We start from the raw sequence: 21,069 nt of genomic DNA, 5'->3' as shown, positions 1-21,069 counted from the left end.
GTCGGCGTGACGTTCGAGCTCAACCCGTAGAAGGAGGCCCCTCGCGCGGCGGCGCCCCGTCCTGCGGTGGCCCCTGCGGGGGATAAGGAGCCTGCCACCCCTGCTGCCCGCTCCCGTACGGATGGGGGTACGGCGGCGGCTGCGGGCTTGCGCCAGGTGGGTACGGGCTTGCGCCAGGTGGGTACGGGCCTGCGCCAGGCTGATGCGCACCCGCACCAGAGGGGTACTGCCCTGTGCCCCAGGCATTCGGTCCTGCGCCTGGTCGAGGCTGAGTCAGGACGTCCTGATACGGGCCAGAGCCGTAGTTCGTGGGCGGCAGGAACGCAGGACGGCCGGGCACCGGGTCGCTGAACGGCGGGGGCGCCGGCGGGCCCTGAGGCGGTGCCGGAACCGGCGCCGCTCCCGCCATGGCCATCGCGGGGGCAGGAGCGGCCTGTCCCGTCCACGGCGTCTGATGCTGTCCGGCGATCCGCATCCGGCGGGCCTTGCGCTCGGCGAGCCGCCATTCGTCGCGGCGGCGCCGCTCGGCGAGGATGGCCGACAGCAGGATCTCGGGCCGTACGCCCGGCGGCGCGGGCGGGCTGACCACGGCGGTGACCTGGTCGGTGATCCGCTGGCCCAGCGCGTCCCGGACCTCGGGAAGCAGGTCCCAGAAGCGGGCGAGGTACTGCCGGGCGGTCATCGCCAGCTCGTCCGACAGCTGCGAGAGCTCCAGGGTCTGCGCCCAGCCGGCCAGGTGCGGCGGCATCACCGCGATCGGACCGTAGATCGAGGTGCCGGACGCGCGTTCCTGGATGACCACGGTGCCCGCGAAGAGATCGCCGAGCCGCTTGCCGCGCTTGCTGAACAGCGACGCGAGCAGCGCGGGGGCGCCGAACAGGACCCAGAACTCCAGGTACCCCGCCAGCGCGCGCACCAGCGCCTGCCGGAACCGGATCGGCCCCCCGTCGTCGGAGACCACCCGCAGGCCCAGCGCGAGCTTGCCGAGCGTGCGGCCCCGGCTCAGGGTCTCGAAGGCGCAGGGATAGCCCACCTGGATCAGGACGGTCATCAGGATGATGAGCCCGGCCTGCCAGGCGTCGTCGGCGACCATCGTCGTCAGATTGGCCAGGACCAGCGCGAAGTTGAGGATCACGAGCTGGATCATCAGGTCCAGCAGCAGCGCGCACGCCCGGCTGGCGAGCCGCGCGACCTTGATCTCGACCGCGACGGCCTCACCGGTGACGAGCTCGGCCATGTGCTCCTCCTGCGTGGGCGCCGGGGAGGTCCATTTTGCCCGGTCGGTGACCGGACACGTTACTCTCCCCAGGTGGACGTCGATGCCTATGTGGCCGCCCATAACGACGAGTGGCAGCGGTTGGAACGGCTGATCAACAAAAGCCGTTCGCTGACCGGCGCCGAGGTCGACGAGCTTGTCGAGCTCTACCAGCGCACCGCGACCCACCTGTCGGTGGTCAGGTCCGGCTCGCCCGACCCGCTGCTCGTCGGCCGCCTGACGTCCCTGGTCGCGCGCGGACGCGCGGCGGTGGCGGGCGCCCAGGCGCCGATGGTGCGGGACTTCTCCCGGTTCTTCACCGTGTCGTTCCCGGCGGCGGCCTACCGGCTGCGCTGGTGGTGGCTCGGCAACGCCCTGCTCGGCAACCTGCTCGCCCTGGCGCTGGCGATCTGGATCGTCAAGAATCCGGAGATCCAGGCCACGCTCGGCACCCCGAGCCAGATCCGCGACATCGTCGACAAGGACTTCGCCAACTACTACACCGAGCACTCGGCGTCGTCGTTCGCCTTCAAGGTCTGGATCAACAACGCCTGGGTCTCCGCGGTCGCCCTGATCTTCGGGATCCTGCTGGGCATCCCGACGATCATGGTGCTGGTGATGAACCAGCTCAATCTCGGCCTGATGGCCGGGCTGATGATCTCCCACGGCAAGGGGGACGTGTTCTTCGGCCTGATCCTCCCGCACGGCCTGCTGGAGCTGACCGCCGTCTACCTGGCCTGTGCCGCCGGGTTGAAGATCGGCTGGACCATCGTCGACCCGGGCCGCCGCCCCCGCGCGCAGGCCCTCGCCGAAGAGGGCCGGGCCATGATGAGCATCGCCCTCGGCCTGATCGTCGTCCTGCTGGTCTCCGGTCTCATCGAGGGCTTCGTGACCGGCTGGGTCCACGTCACCTGGCTGCGCGTCGGCATCGGCGTGGTCGCCGAGGTCACGTTCCTCACGTACGTCATCGTGCTGGGCCGCCGAGCCGTCCGCGAGGGCGAGACAGGCGAAAGCCCCGACCGCCCAGACCACCTGCCCACCGCAGGCTGACCCACCCGCCCCTAGAGGCGGCCGCCTGCCTTCAGGGCCAGGTAGGCGTCGGCCAGGGCGGGCGCCAGCTCTTCTGGAGGGGCGTCTACGACCTCGACTCCGTACTTGCGCAGCTCGGCGGTGAGACGGCGGCGTTCGCCACGGGCGTGTTCGGCGGCGGCCGCGTCGTACACCGCGGCCAGGTCGCCGCGCGAGGCGGCCATCTCGGTGACGCGCGGGTCGGACACCGAGGCGATCATCACCAGGTGGCGCGCGGTGAGCTGCGGCAGGACGGGCAGCAGGCCCTCCTCGATCGCGGCGGTGTTGAGCTCGGTGAGCAGCACCACCAGGCACCGTTGCCGGACGCGCGACATGAGCGTGGAGACCATCCCGGCGGCGTCGCACTCGATCAGCTCGGGTTCGATCGGCGCGAGGGCCTGCACCATGGCGGGCAGCAGGTCGGTGCGCGAGGAGCCCTCGACGCGGGCCCGGACGCGGCGGTCGTAGGCGAGCAGGTCGACGCGGTCGCCGGCGCGGGACGCCAGGGCGCCGAGCAGGAGCGCCGCGTCCATCGAGCAGTCCAGGCGCGGGATGTCGCCGACGCGCCCGGCGGACGTGCGGCCGGTGTCGAGGACGAGGTAGATGCGGCGGTCGCGTTCGGGCCGCCACGTCCGCACGACGACGTCGGCGCGGCGCGCGGTGGCCCGCCAGTCGATCGAGCGCACGTCGTCGCCGTCCACGTACTCGCGCAGCGAGTCGAACTCGGTGCCCTGGCCGCGGATGAGCGCCACGTGCTGCCCCGTCAGCTCGCGCAGCCTGGCCAGCTTGGCGGGCAGGTGGCGGCGGGACGGGAACGCCGGCAGCACCCGCAGCGTCCAGGGCGCGGAACGCGACAGCTGCCGGGCGGCCAGGCCGAGCGGGCCGACCGACCGGACCGTGACGGTCACCGCCTTCCGGTCGCCGCGCCGCGACGGGACGAGCGTCATGTCGACGCGACGCCGTTCCCCTGCGGGCACGTTGATCAGGACCGTGCGCCCGTCACCGGAGCCGTCCGGGGTCGCGTTGGCGCTCGGCGGCCACACGTCGCGCAGGCGTGCCTTCACCCTGCGCTCGCCGAGGTTTTCCACGATGAGGGCGACGTGCGCGGTCTGGCCGAGCCGTACGTTCGTGTCGCCCGTCCTGTGGAAGCGCAGTGCCCGCACATTCCCTGCCAGCGCCAGGTCGAGCACTACCCCGAGCAGCAGAACGCCCCAGATGGCGAGCAGCGTCCACCAGCTCGGCAGGAAGAGCGGGACGACCGCGCCGAGCAGCGCGAGCAGCCCCAGGCGCCCGGTCAGCGCCATCAGCGCGGGGCGGGGACGTGGGCGAGGATGCCCTCCAGCACGCCGTCCGCGGTCGCGCCCTCCAGCTCGGCCTCGGGGCGCAGCTGCGTCCGGTGGCGGAGCGTCGGGCGGGCCAGCGCCTTCACGTCGTCCGGCGTCACGTAGTCACGGCCCGACAGCCACGCCCACGCGCGCGAGGTCGCCAGCAGCGCCGTCGCGCCACGCGGCGAGACGCCCAGCTGGAGCGACGGCGACTGCCGGGTGGCCCGGCAGATGTCCACGACGTAGGCGGCGACCTTCGGATCCAGATGCACGCCGCGCACGGCGGCCCGTCCGGCGGCCAGCTCGGCGGCGCCCGCGACCGCGTTGACCTCCGACAGGTCGCGCGGGTCGAACCCGGCGGCGTGCCGCTGCAACATCGCGATCTCGTCGTCGCGGCCCGGCACCGGAACGGTCAGCTTCAGCAGGAACCGGTCGAGCTGGGCCTCGGGCAGCGGATAGGTGCCCTCGTACTCGATCGGGTTCTGCGTGGCGCAGACGACGAACGGGTCGGGCAGCGGACGGGCGGTGCCCTCGACCGAGACCTGCCGTTCCTCCATCGCCTCCAGCAGCGACGCCTGCGTCTTGGGCGGCGTCCGGTTGATCTCGTCGGCCAGCAGCAGGTTGGTGAACACCGGGCCCTCGCGGAACTCGAACTCCGCGGTCCGGTTGTCGTAGATCAGCGAGCCGGTGACGTCGCCGGGCATCAGGTCGGGCGTGAACTGCACCCGCTTGAAGTCCAGGTCGAGCGCCCGGGAGAGCGTCCGGATCATCAGGGTCTTGGCGGTGCCGGGCACGCCCTCCAGCAGCACGTGACCCCGGCAGAGCAGCGCGATGACCAGCCCGGTCACCACCGAGTCCTGGCCGACGACCGTCTTGGCCACCTCGGCGCGCAGCGCGGTCAGCGCCGCCCGCGCGCTCGCGGTCTGCTCGGGGTCGGCCGCGGGCGGAGCTGCGGCGGATCCCGGCGTGCCGACGGGGGGCCCGCCGTCCTTGGCGAGCTCCACGGGATTGTTCACGATTGGCGAACCTGCCTTTCCAGGTCGTCGAGGACGTCGGTGAGCCACACCAGGTGCGCGTCGTCCTGAGGTTCAGGACCGTACAGCGCCGCGCCGATCGCCGCCTCGCCGGCGTTCGTGCGGCGGGCGATGCCGGTGACGATCTCCTTCGCGGCGGCCGGGTCCTGCGCGGCGCCGCGGGGGAGGCCGAGCAGCGGGACGAGCCGTTCGAGGGCGCCCGCGCGCAGGGCCGCGGCGGCGCGGTCCCGGGCGTGGTGGGCGCGGTAGAGCCGGGCGCGCCCCTCGACGGCCTCGGCGGAACGGACGGCGACGGGCAGCGCCTCGGCCACCACCGGGCCGAGCCGCCGGGCCCGCCAGAGCGCGATCAGCACGACCGCGATGACCAGCTGGAAGAAGAACAGGTTCACGCCGAACGGGATCAGATCGCCGAGCGACTTGTCCCCGCCGGTGCCCGCAGCGGGGAGGTCGGGGATCAGCCAGACCACGGACGTGCGCGCGCCCGCGAGGTTCATCGCCAGCGCCGCGTTGCCCTCCTGGGCGAGGTTCTCGTTGGTGAGCGGCGCGGCCGAGCCGAGGACCGTGACCGTCCGGCCGCCGGTGCTGGTGGGCGGGAGCTGGACGACCCGCGCGTACTCGTCGGCGCGGTAACAGCCGGTCGCGCCGGTCGGGAGCTCGTAGATATCCGAGTTGCCGAAGTCGACCCGGCCCGCGAGCGTGGCGGCCCGCAGTGGGCAGCCGGGCTCGGCGACGTCCTCGAAGCTCTCGGACGCGGGGAAGACGCCGGGCGCCAGGGCCTCCAGGAGCGCCCGGCTCGGCGCCACCAGGAGGACGTCGCCGGCCGCGCCGCGCAGGCGCGCGATGTCGGCGGACGTCAGCCGCTCCGGCCTGGTGACCACGAGGACCGTGGACGAGTTGGTCCGTCCCACGGCGTCGGACGCGCGGCGGGCCACCGTGACGGGCGTGCCGCGCTGCTTGAGGACCTCGACGAGGGCGCGGGTGCCGCGCGGGCCGGGCTCGGTGGGGTCGAGGTACTGCGGCGTGACCGTGGGCCTGAGCGCGGCGAGGATGATCGCCACGATCACCATCGCGAAGACCACGAGGACGATGCCGCGCGACGTCCGCCAGCGGCGCCCGGCGACCTGACGCGCCGTCGCCCCACCGCCGCCGTTGGCGCCGCCGCCGTTGGAACCGTCGCCGCCGCCACTGCTACTGGCGGACGGGGCGGAAGGCGGCGCCGGCGTGCTCGTCGTGTCGGTCATCGCCGCTCACCGCCCGTCTCAGCTGGAACGTAGGGCGACTGCCACGGGCCCGTGCCGGCGTCCGCGCCCTGGAGAACGCCCTGGCCGTCGCCATCGCCGTCGCCGTCGTCGTCCTTGAGCGGGCGGGGCCGGGTGGCCCGTACCCGTTCCTCAAGGGTGGTGAGCGTGGCGTAGCCCTCCGGCGTGCCCGGGCGGTCGCCGTACCAGACGTCATCGAAGATCCGCACGCCCGCGAGCAGGTCGGCGGCCAGCGCCGGCAGCGCGTGCCCGGCCTCGGCGGCCAGCTCGTCGGCGGTACGGCCGGGGCGCGGCCCGAGGATGGCTCGTTCCTCCAGGTCACGGGCGATGGCGCGGAGCCGCTCCCGGATGGCCTGCGCCCACTCGCCCGCGGCTGCGTGCCGTTCGGCCGCGTCGCGGTGGTCGCGCGCGGCCGTGGGCTTGTCCTCAAGGAGCGGAGCCTTGCGGGAACGGCTCAGGCGGATGCCGCGCACGACCCACACGATGATCGCGATCGCCGCCGCCAGGAGCACGCAGATGATGAGAATCGAGATCCACCCGCCGCCGTTGCCGTGCGCCTGCGGCGCCGACGCCTCGTCGAACAGGCCGTTCAGCCAGTCGCTGAAACGGTCCCAGAGCCGTTCGAGCCAGGACGGGTTGTCCTGGTTGTAGACGGGCTTCTCGAGCTCGCGGCGGGCCAGCTCCCGGGCCTCGTCCCGCCCGATCGGATCAATGATCATAAGGAGCCCCGGGGTAGGGAGAGGCGCCGGGCGGAGCCGCGCCGGCGGGATGGCCGTGCGGGGAGTGCCGGACGGCGATCAGGGGACTGGGCCGCCAGAGATCGAAGAACCCGTCGTCCTCGGCCCCGTCCGCGCCTGCCGACCCGCCGTCCACGCCTGCCGGGGCGCCATCGGCGGCGGCCGGGACGGGCTCGGGCGCGGGCACCGGGCTCTCGGCGGGCCGGGTGCGCAGTTCGAGGTCCAGGCCCTCGCGCCGCATCCGGCGGTCGAAGTAGAGCAGCGCGATCACGCCCGCGTCGAACGGCACCACCACCGACCAGCTGACGATGCGGCCGACCGTGTCCAGGGCGATCTTCAGGACCAGCTCGACGCCGTGCGGGTCCCGGTCGAAGAAGATCATGTCGACGACCAGGAACGGGATCCGCAGCGCGAAGAACCCCATGAAGAACGTGATCATCATGGTGAGCAGCAGCGTGCCGCAGGTCCGCCACCAGCGGCCCCGGGACAGCGCGGTGGCGCGCCGCAGGGCCCCGGTGAACGTCTGCCGCTCCAGCACCACGGCGGGCCCGGCCAGCACGAGCAGGATGTACAGCCAGACCATGAGGGCGATGCCCGCCGGGATCGCGATGACGCCGGCCAGCACGGTCAGCGCCGGGTGCTGCTCGGTGACGACGAGCAGGGCGAACGGGGCCAGCGGCAGGACCAGGCCGAGCAGCGCGGCGAGGATGATCACGGCCGAGACGGCGGCGAGGCGGCCGAGCCGGGGCCGCGTGTCCCGCCAGGCCTGCCGCAACGAGGCGGGCCGTTCGAACATGCTGCGCCCGAGGACCGGGCCGAGGAACCCCGACATCAGGACGATCCCGTACGCCGACAGGGTCATGCCGAGCGCGCCGAGCCAGAGCTGGGTGCCGACCTCCTGCCAGAACCTGCTGCGCGTGACGCCGCCGCTCGCCTCGGGCCCCACCAGGTAGTACGCGGTGAGCGAGCCGATCACCTGGATCACCGTGGTCACGGCCACCGAGATGCCCAGCGCGGCCCGCGGATGGCGGCGGATCCCGGCGATGGCGCCGTCCATCATCTCCGAGATCGACATCGGCCGGAGCGGGACGTCGCCACCCAGCAGCGGGGCGTCGTCAGGCTCCCAGCCTTTCGGTCCCGGCATCTCTCTGCCCCCAGTGCGCGGCGAACGTGCGAACGGACGACCCGGCGTGCGAACGAACGGCCAGTCGAAGTTCTCGTCATCCTGTCATGAGCCCAGTGAAGCTTGTCCGCTTAATAGGGTCGGTGGACGGACATGCGCTGCCAGGAAACACGTCTCGGAAGAAGGCGCCGGGACAACGGGCGGCAAATCCAGGTCAACCGAGGGTGTGGTTCAGGAGTCTCTGTTGACGATCCGGCCTCTGCGCACCCGGCAATACGGGCATGGCGGGTGTCCGGTGACCGGGAGGGGTCATGTGCCAGGCAAACGCAGGTAACCTTGCACGCCAAGGTGTAATTCTCACCACCCCACTCCACCGAACCCCGACTTTGTGACGATGAGGGCCATGAGAGGACGTGTACTGGTCGTCGATGACGACCTCGCGCTCGCCGAAATGCTTGGCATCGTGCTGAGGGGCGAGGGCTTCGAGCCGTCGTTCGTGCACGACGGCGACAAGGCGCTCGAAGCGTTCCGGGAGACGCGGCCCGATCTCGTGCTGCTCGACCTGATGCTTCCCGGCGCGGACGGCATCGACGTGTGCCGCCAGATCCGGGCCGAATCGGGCATCCCGATCGTCATGCTGACGGCCAAGAGCGACACCGTCGACGTGGTCCTCGGTCTCGAATCGGGTGCCGACGACTACATCGTCAAGCCGTTCAAGCCCAAGGAACTGGTGGCGCGCGTCCGCGCCCGCCTGCGGCGCACCGACGAGCCCGCGCCCGAGACCCTGCTGATCGGCGACATCACGATCGACGTGGCCGGGCACTCGGTGAAGCGCGGCGACAAGCACATCCCGCTCACCCCGCTGGAGTTCGACCTGCTGGTCGCCCTGGCCCGCAAGCCGCGCCAGGTGTTCACCCGCGAGGTGCTGCTGGAGCAGGTGTGGGGCTACCGGCACGCCGCCGACACCCGGCTGGTGAACGTGCACGTGCAGCGGCTCCGCGCCAAGATCGAGAAGGACCCGGAGCGGCCGGAGATCGTCGTCACCGTCCGCGGCGTCGGCTACAAGGCCGGCCCGGCCTAGCCGGCCGAGCGCGGATCCCCGGTGAGCGGCAGGAAACCACGGCCATGGCGGCCATGACCGCGATCAACATGACGGCGATCAGGCGGAACGTGCGGCGCGGGCTCGTCACGTTCCGCCGGGTCGTGCGCGGTGTGACGCGCCGGCTCTACGCGCGGTGGCGCCGCTCCATCCAGGTCCGGGTGGTCACGTCCACGCTGGTCATCTCGGTGATCGTGGTGGCCGTCCTCGGTGTCTTCCTGCAGTTGCGGATCACCGCGGCGCTCATGGAGGCCAAGACCAAGACGGCGAGCGGCCAGCTCGACGAGGGCCTCGCCGCGGTCCGGCGCGACCTGGCCAACTCCGCCGAGACCGGCAGCGTCCAGAGCGTGGTCAACGGCCTGCGGGCGCGCAGCGGCCCGTCCGGGCTGTACGAGGTCTACATCCGTGACACGTCCAACGAGTTCGTCGACGGCTGGGTCACCAACGGGCTGGAGGCCAAGAGCGTGCCGCGGCGCCTGCGCGAGGAGCTCAGGCAGGCGTCGGCCAACTCCCAGTTCACCACCGCCAGCACGTACGGCACGCTGACCTACACCGACCGCGAACGCCCGTCGCAGCGCGGCCTCATCGTGGGCGGCACGGCCGGGAAGTTCGAGCTCTACTACCTGTTCCCGCTCACCCAGGAGCAGCGGACGCTGACCGACGTCCAGCGGACGCTGGTCGGCGTCGGCGCCGTCCTGGTGCTGCTGCTGGCGGCGATCGCCTCGCTGGTCACGCGGCAGGTGGTCATCCCGGTGCGGCTGGCGGCCCAGGGCGCCCAGCGGCTGGCGGCCGGGCGGCTCGAAGAGCGGATGCGGGTGCGCGGCGAGGACGATCTGGCCCGCCTCGCCACCTCGTTCAACGACATGGCCGCCAACCTCCAAGACAAGATCGGCGAGCTGGAGGACCTGTCGCAGGTGCAGCGGCAGTTCGTGTCGGACGTGTCGCACGAGCTGCGCACGCCGCTGACCACGATCCGCATCGCCGCCGACATGCTCTACGAGCACCGCGACACCTTCGACGACCCGTCGGTGGGACGCTCCGCGGAGCTGCTGCAGAGCCAGCTCGAACGGTTCGAGTCGCTGCTGGCCGACCTGCTGGAGATCAGCCGCCACGACGCCGGGGCGGCGACCCTGGACGCCGAGTCGGTGGACGTCCGCGACCTGGTGCTGCGCGCCGTGGGCGACTCCCAGACGCTGGCCGAGCGCAAGGGCAGCAAGGTGGTGCTCCAGCTGCCGGGCGAGCCCTGCATGGCCGAGGTCGACAGCCGGCGGGTGGAACGCATCCTGCGGAACCTCCTCGTCAACGCGGTCGAGCACGGCGAGGGCGAGGACATCGTGGTCTCGGTGGCCGCCGACCGCGACGCGGTCGCGGTGTCCGTGCGCGACCACGGCGTCGGGCTGAGACCAGGGGAGGGGCAGATGGTGTTCGACCGTTTCTGGCGCGCCGACCCCGCCCGCGCCCGCACCACCGGCGGCACCGGCCTGGGCCTGTCGATCTCGCGTGAGGACGCGCAGCTGCATGGCGGCTGGCTGCAGGCCTGGGGCGAGCCCGGCGTGGGCTCGCAGTTCCGCCTGTCGCTGCCGCGTACCGCCGGCGCCGAGCTGCGCGGCTCGCCGCTGCCGCTCGTCCCGCCAGGTGCAGGCAACTCGCGCCCGCTGTTCGCCGAGCTGGAGGTAGGCGAATGACCGGCTCCCCACGCATCCCGCGCCGTCCGGGCGGTCCAGGCGTCCCGGGCGCGGACGCTCCAAGCCACCCGCCCGTATCGAGCGTTTCGCGCTGGGCGCGCATACCGAGCGTTTCGCGCCGGGCGCAGCGGCCACGCGGTTCCGCTCTCGCGGCGGGGGCGGTCCTGATGGCTTGCGTGAGCATGGCTTGCGTGAGCGCTTGCGCGACGGTGCCCAGTGGCGGGCGGGTCATGTCGGGTCAGCCCGCCGACCGGGCCGAGCAGGCCGACGACCCGTACGTCCGGCTCATCCCGGTCCGCCCGCGCACGGGCTGGACGCCGGAGCAGATCGTCTCGGGCTTCCTCTACGCCTCGGCGAGCTTCGACGACGGCCACCGGGTGGCGCGGGAGTACCTGGCCGGCGCCACCGGCTGGCAACCCGCCGCCCGGCCCGCGGTCACCGTCTTCCAGGACCCGAAGTTCGTGCCGCGGCCCGAGAAGCAGAGCGACACGCAGGCCACCGTCCGGCTGACGGGCAGCCAGCTCGGCGTGATCAGCACCGACGGCCAGTACACCGCCGATCCCAAGCAGGTCGTCGTCAACTTCCAGCTCACCCGCACGCGGCCGGGGACATGGCGGATCACCGGGCTGCCCACGGAGGCACGGACCAACCTGCTGCTCACCAAGGCCGACGTCGACCGCGCGTTCCGCTCGACGAACCTCTACTTCTTCACGCCCGACCAGAAGCAGCTCGTCCCCAACGGGATCTTCCTGCCGCTGGCCAACCGGCGGCATCTGCCCACCCACCTGGTCCGCGCGTTGCTCGCCGGGCCCACGTCCTGGCTGAGCCCGGCGGTCAAGAGCGCCTTCCCTGCCGGCACCAAGCTGCTCGGGGACGTCGACGTCGACAAGGACGACGTCGCCACGGTCAACCTCAGCCGCGAGGCCCGCGGCGGCAATCCGGAACGCATGTCGGCCCAGCTCAGCTGGACGTTGCGGCAGCTCTCCGAGATCAAGCAATGGCGATTGAAGATCGACGGTGACGAGGTCGCGCCCGAGGGCCACGACGCCACCCAGCCGATCCGGTCCTGGCAGGAGTACGCGCCGGACCCGGGGAGCGAGGAGAAGCAGAAGGCCGAGACCCCCTACTTCATCGGGTCCAAGGGCCTGTTGAGCGGGCTGTTGTCAGGCAAGGAGAACCCGCTCACCCAGAGCCTCGCCTACCGTCTCGTCCGTCCCGCGGTCGCGCCGGACAGGCTGGAGGCGGCCGGCCTGAGCCCGGATCACGGCCAGGTGCTGCTGACCAAAGGCCTGCTCGACACGCACGAAGTGCAGACGATGCTGACGCGCCAGCATTCCGGTTCGCGTTTCACCGCGCCCACCTGGGACCGCAACAACCAGTTGTGGGTCGTGGAGACCGCCAAGAACAAGTCCTGGCTCTGGGTACGCAAACGCGGCCAGCCGTTCCAGCGCGTCGGGCACTGGGGGATCGAAGGCCGTGAGGTGCTCGCCCTGCGGGTCGCCCGCGACGGCGTCCGCGCCGCCGCGATCGTCAAGGTCGGCAACCGTGCCCAGGTGCAACTGGGGCGCATCGCCTACGACGCCAAGGGCGCCATCGACGCGGGCACCTTTCTGCCGGTCAGCTCCGAGCTGGAAGAAGCCATCGACCTGGCCTGGCGTGACTACGGCACGCTGGCCGTGCTCGGGCGCCGGCGATCGGAATCCCAGATCCTCCCGTACCTGGTCCCGGTCAGCGGCAGCGCGATCAGCCCCCTCGGCGGCGGCATCCAGGGCGAGCCCAGGTCCATCGCCGCCGCGCCCGGCACCCCCGTCTTCATCGGCACCCGCAACGGCCAGCGCAACGTGATCTGCCACCAGCAGTCGGCCCGCGACCAGTTCAGCGAGTGGACCTGCCCGATCAACGGCTCCGATCCCAACTACGCCCGCTGAGAGTCATCCACAGTTCGCCGGCCCTCTAGCCCTGGGCCGAGCCGTCGGGCATCGTCGCCCGCATGCGCTTACTCGAAACACTCCTGGACCTGGTCCTGCCCCAGCGCTGCGCCGGATGCGGCGCCCGCGCCTCCTCGCTCTGCCACCCCTGCGCGGCCCGCCTCGCAGCCGCCGCACACCGGGTCTGGCCATCTCCCGTCCGGGGCCTGCCCACGCCCTGGACCGTCGCCACCTACGAGGGCCCCGTCCGAGCCGTGATCGTCGCCCACAAGGAACGAGGCCGCCTGGCTCTGGCCCGCCCACTGGGCCTCGCCCTGGCCAAGAGCATCCGCGCCGCCCTGAACACCGGCCCTCCGGACGATGGGGCGGGTGTGGGCGGCTCTCAGCGGGGCGTGGAAGGCGTGGGGGTGCCGATCGTGGTGCCGGTGCCGTCTTCTGCCGAGGCGGTGCGCGAGAGGGGACATGACGCGACCAGGCGGATGGTCGCGGTGGCGGTCCGCGAGATTCGGCGGACGGGGGTGCGGGCCGTACGGGCGGACGCGTTACGGCATCGGCGGCGGGTGGCCGATCAGGCGGGGCTGTCGGCGGCGGCGCGCACGGTCAATCTCGTGGGGGCGTTCGAGGTGGTGGCGCGGGTGGCCGGCAGGCGGGTCGTGGTGGCCGACGATGTGATCACCAGTGGGGCGACCCTGGCGGAGGCGGCGCGGGCTCTGCGGGCCGCCGGCGCCGACGTCGTGGGTGTCGCCACCGTCGCCGCGACGCCACGAAGATGGTGACCACCTGGGCATGGTGACTTTCTTCACTGAAGTCCACCGGGGCGGCAACTAGTAACCCACAGTCACCGATCCTCGCCTGAGATGTCGCGTTAGGGCGAGATAGTTGCGGTATCAACAGTCACGAGTAGTCATCACGCCGGTCGGAATTTCTCAAACTCACCAACCGGCTAGATGCCCGTGACCTGCGGACGCGGCTGGCGACGAGGACTCGCGGATGCCCTGCGCACACGAGGGTTCACGCCCCGTGAGCGGGGTCGAGGGGGCGTTCGAGAGTGCCGGTGTGACCTCGGGCGATGACGGTCTGTGAGTTTTTCCTCCGTTCACCCCCCTGACATTCGTGGCGTAAGGGGTTAGCGTTCCTGACATGGCACCCGCCCGGGTCCGTGGTTGCGTCGGATCGCAGTGCTCTGTGAGAGCACGGCAGGCGGTCCGGCTAGCCGATGCCAGGCGCAGGCGAAACGGCCCACGTAAGGCGACTTCTCGTCGACCGATCACGGTGCGCCTTAGAGGTAAGTCCTGCCTCGCCGGGAGATCAGATATCCCCCCAAGCGAGAGAAGGGCAGTAGTGGCGATAGCGCCGCGAGCCCCTCGGCAGGCGGATGTGGGGACGAAGACCAGGTCGGCCGGGCGGGTGCGACCCCGAACAACGGGAGCCCGTATTTCCGGGAGAAGGGGGGGTCCCGCGTGGACATCATCGTGAAGGGCCGCCGTACGGACGTCAACGAGAGGTTCCGGCGGCATGTCGACAACAAGCTGGCCAAGATCGAGAAGCTGAACCAGAAGGTCATCCGCGTCGATGTGGAGGTGTCGCAAGAGCGCAATCCCCGCCAGGCCGACCGACGGGAGAAGGTCGAGCTCACCATCCATCAGAGCGGGCCGGTCATCCGGGCCGAGGCCGCTGCCGACGATCGGTACGGCGCCCTCGACCTGGCCCTCGACAAGCTCGAGTCCCGCCTGCGGCGCGACAGCGACCGGCGCAAGGTCCACAAAGCCCATCACGGCAAGTCCCCGGCGAAGCTGGCCACCATGGAGCAGCTGCCGCCCGAGCCCATGGTCGAGCCGCCGGCCGCCACCACCGCGACGAAGGTCGCCGAGTCCGACCAGGAGCTCGACGGCTACGAGCCCGCCGACCTCGCGGCGGACGAGCATCTCGTCCCGATCACCATGGAGGGCGACGGCCCCATCGTCGTCCGCGAGAAGTTCCACAAGGCCGAGCCCATGGGCATTGAGCAGGCGCTCTTCGAGATGGAGCTGGTCGGCCACGACTTCTTCCTCTTCCGCGACAAGGCCAGCGGGCAGCCCTCGGTCGTCTACCGCCGGCGGGGCTGGGACTACGGCGTCATCCGCCTAGTCGAAGAGTGATATGACACTTGCGTCACGTCACCGCGCCGAGCATGTCATGATCTAGAAGGCATCAGACAGCAAGCCGCGGACGCGTGGTCCGGGGGCCGTCCCGGCGGGACGGCCCCCGGCTCCCGCAGCGCTCCACATGACCCAAGATCACGCACAGTGAAGGGGGGAAGCGGCGTCTCCTCCACGTCGCGACTCAGGTGAGCGAGAACCCCGAGACTCGCGGCGCCGCGGCGGTACCCCGTCAGGCGGCCGCCGGCGACTCCGCCGCGTCGCGCCGCAGCGCGGGCGAGGCCGACAGCGAGCCCGCCGCCGACCCGATCAGGGTCCTCATCGTCGACGACCACGCCCTCTTCCGGCGCGGGCTGGAGATGGTCCTGCAGGGCGAGCCCGACATCGAGGTCATCGGCGAGGGCGGCGACGGCCACGAGGCCGTCCAGATGGCCGGCGACCTGCTCCCGGACATCGTGCTGATGGACATCCGCATGCCGCGCCGGTCCGGCATCGAGGCCTGCACGGCGATCAAGGACGCGGCGCCCAGCGCCAAGATAGTGATGCTGACCATCAGCGACGAGGAGGAGGACCTCTTCGAGGCGATCAAGGCGGGGGCCAGCGGCTACCTGCTCAAGGAGATCTCCATCGACGAGGTCCCGCAGGCGGTGCGCGCCGTGCACGGCGGCCAGTCGCTGATCAGCCCCTCGATGGCGTCCAAGCTGATCACCGAGTTCGCCTCCCTCGCCAAGCGCAGCGAGGAGCGCACCCAGCAGGTGCCGGCCCCCCGGCTCACCGAACGCGAGATGGAGGTGCTCCGCCTGGTGGCCCGCGGCCTGGGCAACCGGGAGATCGCCAAGGAGCTGTTCATCTCCGAGAACACCGTCAAGAACCACGTGCGCAACATCCTGGAGAAGCTCCAGTTGCACTCCCGGATGGAGGCCGTGGTCTACGCCGTCCGCGAGAAGCTCCTAGAGATCACGTGAGCACCGCCGAAGGCGTTTTGTCGGTGTCGTGTCCTACGATCGCGGCGTGAGCCACGTTCAACTGACCGCCGCCGAGGCCCGCCGTATTCAGCTGCGCGCTCAGGGGCTGCTGGGCGCCGCGGGGCAGGGCCGTCGCGACGCCGGAGTCCCGGCGCTCCTGGAGCATCTGGGCGCCGTCCAGCTCGACACGATCTCCGTTCTCGCGCGTTCCCACGAGCTCGTCCCGTACGCCCGCCTCGGGCCGGTCGGGCGCGCCGCCGTCGAGGACGCCTACTGGGGCGACGGGGCGGCCTTCGAATACTGGGCCCACGCCGCCAGCATCCTGCCCATCTCCGAGTGGCCCTCGTTCGCCTTCCGCCGCCGCGCGTTCCGCGCCCGGGGAGTGCGCTGGCACAAGGTGCCGGAGGGCGCCTGCGAAGAGCTCCTCAAACGCCTGCGCGCCGACGGCCCGCTCACCACCAAGGAGCTCGGCGGCGCCAAGTCGGGCGGCGACTGGTGGCAGTGGAGCGACGCCAAGATCGCGATCGAGTGGTTGCTGGACATCGGCGAGGTGGTCTGCGTGCGGCGCGTCGGCTGGCGGCGCGTCTACGACCTGGCCGAACGGGCCGTCCCCGCCGATCTCCTCGCACAAGACCCTGACGACCGGACCTGCCTGACCCGCCTCGTCTCCCACGCCGGCCGTGCCCTGGGCGTCGCCACCCGCGCCGACCTGGCCGACTACTACCGCGTCAAGAACGACCAGGTGGCGTCCGTCATCGAGGCCACAGGACTCGTCCCGGTCGAGGTCCAAGGCTGGAAGAACCCCGCCTGGGCCGACCCCGAGGCCCTGGCCACCCCGCCCCGCGGCAGGCACGCCACCACTCTGCTGTCCCCGTTCGACTCCGTCGTCTGGGACCGTGCCCGCACTTCGCGCGTCTTCGGCTTCGACCACCGCCTTGAGGCCTACACGCCCAAGGCCAAGCGCGTGCACGGCTACTTCGCCATGCCCCTCCTGGCCGGCGGCCGCCTCCTGGGCCGCGTCGACCCCGCCCGCGAAGGCACGACCCTGATCGCACGCCAGGTCTCCCTCGAACCTTGGGCGACGGCCACCCCCGCCCGCACCGCGACCACCCTCCAGGCACTCCGCACCGCTCTCTGGCAGGCCGCCGCCTGGGTCGCCTGCGACAACGTCCAGGTAGAAAAGCTAGACCCGCCCCACCGCCAAGCCCTCGACCTGACCCCGCCCACATAGCCCAGCTGGATGGCGGGAAATCGGGGATGCAGAAAGCCCGCCTTGCTTCAGTGGCAAGACGGGCTGCTGAGCAGGACGGGAGTCCGGCGGGTGTGTCGGGCGGATTATCAGCCGTGCGGCGTTTGGTGAGGATCGGTCGCCTTCGGCTTGTCCAGGGTCTCGCCCGCCAGGCCGCCGCGGCGCTTGTCGCCGCGGCTTCCGAAGAGCGAGTAGTCCACGATCTCCGGAATGACGCGCGGGGCGTCCACGACCACGTCGGAGAAGATGTGGACGGCGCCCATCAGCACGCTGCCGACCGCCACGATCGCGACGCCGGCCCAGAAGACGATCCAGTTGGGACCTATGGTCAGGGCCACCCCACCGACCACGAAACCGATGAAGACCACCGCGACGGCGACCCACGAGCCGGGCCGGCCGGCATGCGATCCGAGCGATTCATCAGACATCTAGCGCCTCCCCTCAGGTGCACTGTAGATCTTCCGCGTAGCGCGCCGGTCAAACAGAACGCGGCCTGGATTGCGCCGTCGCGTGAGCTAGACCATCCTTGGACTCGCCTACGATGGCATCGTACGTGTGGTGTGCGTGCCGCTGGTCGCGGTGAACCACGATCTGCAAGGAGCCTCCGAGAGTGCCGCCAGTCATCGATAAGATCCTTCGCGCGGGCGAAGGCAAGACCCTGCGCAAGCTCAAGAAGCTCGCGGATCAGGTCAACTCGATCGAGGAAGACTTCCTCGAGATGAGCGACGCCGAGTTGCGCGAGCTGACAGACAAGTACCGGGAGCGCCTCGCCGACGGCGAGACCCTGGACTCGCTGCTGCCCGAGGCGTTCGCGACGGCTCGTGAAGCCGCCAAGCGCGTGCTCGGCCAGCGCCACTATGACGTTCAGATCATGGGTGGCGCCGCGCTGCATCTGGGCAACATCGCAGAGATGAAGACCGGTGAGGGCAAGACCCTCACCTGTGTGCTCCCCGCCTACCTGAACGCGCTGTCCGGCGACGGCGTCCACGTGGTCACGGTGAACGACTACCTGGCCAAGCGCGACGCCGAGTGGATGGGCCGTGTGCACCAGTTCCTCGGGCTCGAGGTCGGCGTCATCCTCCCGCAGATGACCCCCGACGAGCGCCAGGCGGCGTACAACGCCGACATCACCTACGGGACCAACAACGAGTTCGGTTTCGACTACCTGCGCGACAACATGGCGTGGAGCCTGGAGGAGTGCGTCCAGCGCGGCCACAACTTCGCCATCGTCGACGAGGTCGACTCGATCCTGATCGACGAGGCCCGGACGCCGCTGATCATCTCCGGCCCGGCCGAGCAGAACTCCAAGTGGTTCGGCGAGTTCGCCAAGATCACGCCCCGCCTCAAGCGCGCCGAGCTGATCAGCACCGCCGGCCAGGTCGACGAGTACGGGCCCGGCGACTACGAGGTGAACGAGAAGAAGCGCACGGTCGGCATCACCGAGGCCGGTGTCGAGAAGGTCGAGGACTGGCTCGGCATCGACAACCTCTACGCCCCGGAGAACACTCCGCTCGTCTCGTTCCTCAACAACGCGCTCAAGGCCAAGGAGCTCTACAAGAAGGACAAGGACTACGTCGTCATGAACGGCGAAGTCCTCATCGTCGACGAGTTCACCGGCCGCATCCTGCACGGGCGCCGCTACAACGAGGGCATGCACCAGGCCATCGAGGCCAAGGAGGGGGTGGCGATCAAGGACGAGAACCAGACGCTCGCCACGATCACCCTCCAGAACTACTTCCGCCTCTACGGCAAGCTGTCCGGCATGACCGGCACGGCCGACACCGAGGCGGCCGAGTTCAACAAGACCTACAAGGTCAACGTCGTGCCGATCCCGACGAACAAGCCGATGATCCGCGAGGACGTCGCCGACGTCGTCTACAAGACCGAGCAGGCCAAGTTCGAGGCGTGCGTCGAGGACATCGCCGAGCGGCACGAGAAGGGCCAGCCGGTCCTGGTCGGCACCACCTCGGTCGAGAAGTCCGAGCGCCTGTCCAAGATGCTCAAGCGGCGCGGCATCCCGCACCAGGTGCTGAACGCCAAGCACCACGAGCAGGAGTCGGCCATCGTCGCCGAGGCGGGCCGCAAGGGCGCCGTCACCGTCGCCACCAACATGGCCGGTCGAGGCACCGACATCATGCTCGGCGGCAACCCCGACTTCCGGGCCGACCTCGAGCTGCACCAGCGCGGGCTGTCCCCGCTGGAGACGCCCGACGAGTACGAGGCCGCCTGGCCCGAGGCGCTCGACAAGGCCAAGGAGGACGTCAAGGGCGAGCACGAGGAGGTCGTCGAGGCGGGCGGGCTCTACGTGCTGGCCACCGAGCGGCACGAGTCGCGCCGCATCGACAACCAGCTGCGCGGTCGTTCCGGCCGCCAGGGCGACCCGGGCGAGTCCCGCTTCTACCTGTCCCTCGAGGACGACCTGATGCGGCTGTTCAACTCCGCCCGCGTCGAGTCGATCATGACGCGGCTCAACATCCCGGACGACGTCCCGATCGAATCCAAGATCGTCTCCAATGCGATCCGGTCGGCGCAGGGCCAGGTCGAGCAGCAGAACTTCGAGATGCGCAAGAACGTCCTGAAGTACGACGAGGTGCTCAACCGGCAGCGCAAGGTCATCTACGCCGAGCGCCGCCGCGTGCTCGAGGGCGCCGACCTGCACGAGCAGGTCCGCCGGATGGTCAACGAGGTCGTCGACGGCTACGTCGCGGGCGCCACCGGCGAGGGCTTCGCCGAGGAGTGGGACCTCGACAAGCTGTGGAAGGCGTTCAAGCAGCTCTACCCGATCTCCATCACGGTCGAGGAGCTGACCGAGGAGGTCGGCGGCGACATCTCCGGCCTGGACGCCGAGACGCTGGCCGAGCGCATCCGCGAGGACGCCAACGCCTCGTACGACAAGCGCGAAGAGGAGCTCGGCGGCGAGGTCATGCGCGAGCTGGAGCGCCGCGTGGTGCTCTCCGTCCTCGACCGCAAGTGGCGCGAGCACCTCTACGAGATGGACTACCTCCAGGAGGGCATCGGCCTGCGGGCCATGGCGCAGCGCGACCCGCTGGTCGAGTACCAGCGCGAGGGCTTCGACATGTTCAACGCGATGCTCGACGGCATCAAGGAGGAGTCGGTCGGCTACCTCTTCAACCTCGAGGTCGAGGTCGACGACCAGCCCGAGACGCCCACCGTCGGCGCCGCCCCGGTCGAGATCTCCAAGACCGCCGCGCCGGTGGACGACGTCGAGGTGGACGACGTTCCCGAGGAAGACGACGCGCCGCACATCAAGGCGAAGGGACTCGACGAGCCCAAGCGCCCGGCCAAGCTCGACTACTCCGGCCCCACCGTCGACGGTGAGGGCGGCGTGGAGCACCACAGCGAGGACGCCGAGGACGAGTACGCCGGTGTCTCGCGCAACGACCCGTGCCCCTGCGGCTCGGGCAAGAAGTTCAAGCGCTGCCACGGCGACCCGCGCAACAAGTAACGCACGCCGAAGCGGCCTCCCGGTTTCCGGGAGGCCGCTTCGCTGTTCACGGGAACACCAGCGCCGTGCCGCCGTCAGTGGTCTCGATGCTCACACAGCGCCAACGTGCCCGCTGATACTCCAAACGCAGTGCCAGCGCTCGCGCCCGTCCGCCGATGACGACGACCGCACCCGTCTCGGCCGCGCCCGCCGTGGGCTGCTGCAACCACGACGTCAGGATGCGCGGCGGAACGATCCGCACCCCGGCGGCCACCGGGGCCCGGTACGCGGCGACCGCCAGGCAGACCTCGGGCAGCGCGCGCCGAGCCAGCCGCCGCACGGGCTGAGCCCCGGCCAGCACCTCCGCGACCAGCCGTAACGTCGCCTCCGCGGTATGCCGAAGCTCCGGCGCCCCCACCATGACGCGCACGTCGGAACGCAACGCCAGCGCCCCATCGACCGCGTACCCGCTCGCCGGAACGGCCTGGCTTCGGATGTAGCGCCGAGTCATGCGGTGACCTCCTGTCGTCGGCATCGACAACAAGAGCCCCACCGCCGCTTCCAGATACACCCTGGCCACCTACGGCCCTCGCTGTAACACCAGGTCAACCGACAAACCGGAACGAGACGGGCAAACCGACGGCCGAGAGGCGGACGGCAAGGTCGTAGTGACAAAAGAGCGGCGGGGGGGGGGGGGGGGGGGGGGGCGCCCCCCCCGGGGGGGGGGGGCGGGGGGGGGGGGGGGGGGGGCCCGGGGCC

17 protein-coding genes are annotated in these 21,069 nt (G+C 71.0%); 9 read left to right on the top strand and 8 right to left on the bottom strand.

The genetic code is table 11. The features are described 5' to 3' along the window. Positions 1–19: 19 nt before the first annotated feature. On the bottom strand, positions 20–1,237 hold the full coding sequence (locus tag ACGFNU_RS24790) for an RDD family protein (RefSeq protein ID WP_392597178.1): 1,218 nt from the start codon (positions 1,235–1,237) through the stop codon (positions 20–22). Between the two features lie 72 nt (positions 1,238–1,309). On the opposite strand from ACGFNU_RS24790, the gene ACGFNU_RS24785 reads away from it, so the two are divergent. Then, the gene (locus tag ACGFNU_RS24785) at positions 1,310–2,305 is read left to right on the top strand and encodes a stage II sporulation protein M (protein WP_392597177.1); all 996 of its coding nucleotides are present in this window, start codon (positions 1,310–1,312) and stop codon (positions 2,303–2,305) included. A gap of 11 nt (positions 2,306–2,316) precedes the next feature. On the opposite strand, the gene ACGFNU_RS24780 is transcribed toward ACGFNU_RS24785, so the two are convergent. Genes ACGFNU_RS24780 through ACGFNU_RS24760 form a run of 5 tightly spaced genes read right to left on the bottom strand, consistent with a single transcriptional unit; the run spans position 2,317 to position 7,822 of the window. Beyond that, positions 2,317–3,627: a DUF58 domain-containing protein gene (locus tag ACGFNU_RS24780; protein ID WP_392597175.1), complete on the bottom strand. Its 1,311-nt coding sequence runs from the start codon at positions 3,625–3,627 to the stop codon at positions 2,317–2,319. Further along, a complete protein-coding gene (locus tag ACGFNU_RS24775; RefSeq protein WP_392597173.1) occupies positions 3,627–4,664 on the bottom strand; it encodes an AAA family ATPase in 1,038 nt (345 codons plus the stop codon). The genes ACGFNU_RS24780 and ACGFNU_RS24775 overlap by 1 nt, the downstream gene beginning before the upstream one ends. Further along, the gene (locus tag ACGFNU_RS24770; RefSeq protein ID WP_392597171.1) at positions 4,661–5,923 is read right to left on the bottom strand and encodes a DUF4350 domain-containing protein; all 1,263 of its coding nucleotides are present in this window, start codon (positions 5,921–5,923) and stop codon (positions 4,661–4,663) included. Before ACGFNU_RS24770 ends, ACGFNU_RS24775 begins: the two co-directional genes overlap by 4 nt. Continuing rightward, the gene (locus tag ACGFNU_RS24765) at positions 5,920–6,660 is read right to left on the bottom strand and encodes a DUF4129 domain-containing protein (RefSeq protein WP_392597169.1); all 741 of its coding nucleotides are present in this window, start codon (positions 6,658–6,660) and stop codon (positions 5,920–5,922) included. The genes ACGFNU_RS24770 and ACGFNU_RS24765 overlap by 4 nt, the downstream gene beginning before the upstream one ends. Beyond that, the gene (locus ACGFNU_RS24760; protein ID WP_392597167.1) at positions 6,650–7,822 is read right to left on the bottom strand and encodes a hypothetical protein; all 1,173 of its coding nucleotides are present in this window, start codon (positions 7,820–7,822) and stop codon (positions 6,650–6,652) included. Before ACGFNU_RS24760 ends, ACGFNU_RS24765 begins: the two co-directional genes overlap by 11 nt. A 382-nt stretch (positions 7,823–8,204) precedes the next feature. Between ACGFNU_RS24760 and mtrA the strand changes: the two genes are divergently transcribed. The 7 genes from mtrA (at position 8,205) to ACGFNU_RS24725 (ending at position 16,847) form a co-directional block, all read left to right on the top strand. Beyond that, positions 8,205–8,882 (top strand): MtrAB system response regulator MtrA, encoded by a 678-nt coding sequence (gene mtrA / locus ACGFNU_RS24755; RefSeq protein ID WP_151558308.1) that lies wholly within the window; start codon positions 8,205–8,207, stop codon positions 8,880–8,882. Positions 8,883–8,950: 68 nt separating this feature from the next. Beyond that, on the top strand, positions 8,951–10,585 hold the full coding sequence (gene mtrB / locus ACGFNU_RS24750) for an MtrAB system histidine kinase MtrB (protein ID WP_392597745.1): 1,635 nt from the start codon (positions 8,951–8,953) through the stop codon (positions 10,583–10,585). Between the two features lie 182 nt (positions 10,586–10,767). After that, a complete protein-coding gene (locus tag ACGFNU_RS24745) occupies positions 10,768–12,513 on the top strand; it encodes an LpqB family beta-propeller domain-containing protein (protein WP_392597743.1) in 1,746 nt (581 codons plus the stop codon). 62 nt (positions 12,514–12,575) lie between these two features. After that, entirely contained in the window at positions 12,576–13,289 is a 714-nt protein-coding gene (locus tag ACGFNU_RS24740; protein ID WP_392597165.1) for a ComF family protein, read from the top strand. A gap of 684 nt (positions 13,290–13,973) precedes the next feature. After that, the gene (gene hpf / locus ACGFNU_RS24735; RefSeq protein WP_392597164.1) at positions 13,974–14,651 is read left to right on the top strand and encodes a ribosome hibernation-promoting factor, HPF/YfiA family; all 678 of its coding nucleotides are present in this window, start codon (positions 13,974–13,976) and stop codon (positions 14,649–14,651) included. A 308-nt stretch (positions 14,652–14,959) separates the two neighbouring features. Continuing rightward, on the top strand, positions 14,960–15,616 hold the full coding sequence (locus ACGFNU_RS24730) for a response regulator (protein WP_392597741.1): 657 nt from the start codon (positions 14,960–14,962) through the stop codon (positions 15,614–15,616). A gap of 46 nt (positions 15,617–15,662) precedes the next feature. Continuing rightward, positions 15,663–16,847: a winged helix-turn-helix domain-containing protein gene (locus tag ACGFNU_RS24725; protein WP_392597162.1), complete on the top strand. Its 1,185-nt coding sequence runs from the start codon at positions 15,663–15,665 to the stop codon at positions 16,845–16,847. 107 nt (positions 16,848–16,954) lie between these two features. On the opposite strand, the gene ACGFNU_RS24720 is transcribed toward ACGFNU_RS24725, so the two are convergent. Then, positions 16,955–17,293 carry an HGxxPAAW family protein gene (locus ACGFNU_RS24720; RefSeq protein WP_392597161.1) on the bottom strand — a complete coding sequence of 113 codons (339 nt, stop codon included), beginning with the start codon at positions 17,291–17,293 and terminating at the stop codon, positions 16,955–16,957. 182 nt (positions 17,294–17,475) lie between these two features. On the opposite strand from ACGFNU_RS24720, the gene secA reads away from it, so the two are divergent. Further along, positions 17,476–20,331, top strand: a complete 2,856-nt coding sequence (secA, locus tag ACGFNU_RS24715; RefSeq protein WP_392597159.1) for a preprotein translocase subunit SecA — start codon at positions 17,476–17,478, stop codon at positions 20,329–20,331. A 46-nt stretch (positions 20,332–20,377) separates the two neighbouring features. Here the strand turns inward: secA and ACGFNU_RS24710 are convergent, their stop codons facing one another. Beyond that, entirely contained in the window at positions 20,378–20,821 is a 444-nt protein-coding gene (locus tag ACGFNU_RS24710) for an Rv3235 family protein (protein ID WP_392597157.1), read from the bottom strand. Positions 20,822–21,069: the final 248 nt, after the last annotated feature.

Origin of the sequence: Spirillospora sp. NPDC048911 (assembly GCF_043198015.1) — a bacterium.
Lineage (GTDB): Bacteria > Actinomycetota > Actinomycetes > Streptosporangiales > Streptosporangiaceae > Spirillospora.
Note: the sequence above shows the minus strand (reverse complement) of the source record. Positions and strands in the feature narration are given on the sequence as shown.

Excerpts from the sequence above, each read along its gene's own strand:
- ACGFNU_RS24765 (WP_392597169.1), bottom strand. The coding sequence starts at position 6,660 with ATGATCATTGATCCGATCGGGCGGGACGAGGCCCGGGAGCTGGCCCGC.
- mtrA (WP_151558308.1), top strand. The coding sequence starts at position 8,205 with ATGAGAGGACGTGTACTGGTCGTCGATGACGACCTCGCGCTCGCCGAA.
- ACGFNU_RS24745 (WP_392597743.1), top strand. The coding sequence starts at position 10,768 with ATGGCTTGCGTGAGCGCTTGCGCGACGGTGCCCAGTGGCGGGCGGGTC.
- mtrB (WP_392597745.1), top strand. The coding sequence starts at position 8,951 with ATGACGGCGATCAGGCGGAACGTGCGGCGCGGGCTCGTCACGTTCCGC.
- ACGFNU_RS24720 (WP_392597161.1), bottom strand. The coding sequence starts at position 17,293 with ATGTCTGATGAATCGCTCGGATCGCATGCCGGCCGGCCCGGCTCGTGG.
- ACGFNU_RS24780 (WP_392597175.1), bottom strand. The coding sequence starts at position 3,627 with ATGGCGCTGACCGGGCGCCTGGGGCTGCTCGCGCTGCTCGGCGCGGTC.
- ACGFNU_RS24740 (WP_392597165.1), top strand. The coding sequence starts at position 12,576 with ATGCGCTTACTCGAAACACTCCTGGACCTGGTCCTGCCCCAGCGCTGC.
- ACGFNU_RS24710 (WP_392597157.1), bottom strand. The coding sequence starts at position 20,821 with ATGACTCGGCGCTACATCCGAAGCCAGGCCGTTCCGGCGAGCGGGTAC.
- ACGFNU_RS24790 (WP_392597178.1), bottom strand. The coding sequence starts at position 1,237 with ATGGCCGAGCTCGTCACCGGTGAGGCCGTCGCGGTCGAGATCAAGGTC.
- ACGFNU_RS24770 (WP_392597171.1), bottom strand. The coding sequence starts at position 5,923 with ATGACCGACACGACGAGCACGCCGGCGCCGCCTTCCGCCCCGTCCGCC.
- ACGFNU_RS24760 (WP_392597167.1), bottom strand. The coding sequence starts at position 7,822 with ATGCCGGGACCGAAAGGCTGGGAGCCTGACGACGCCCCGCTGCTGGGT.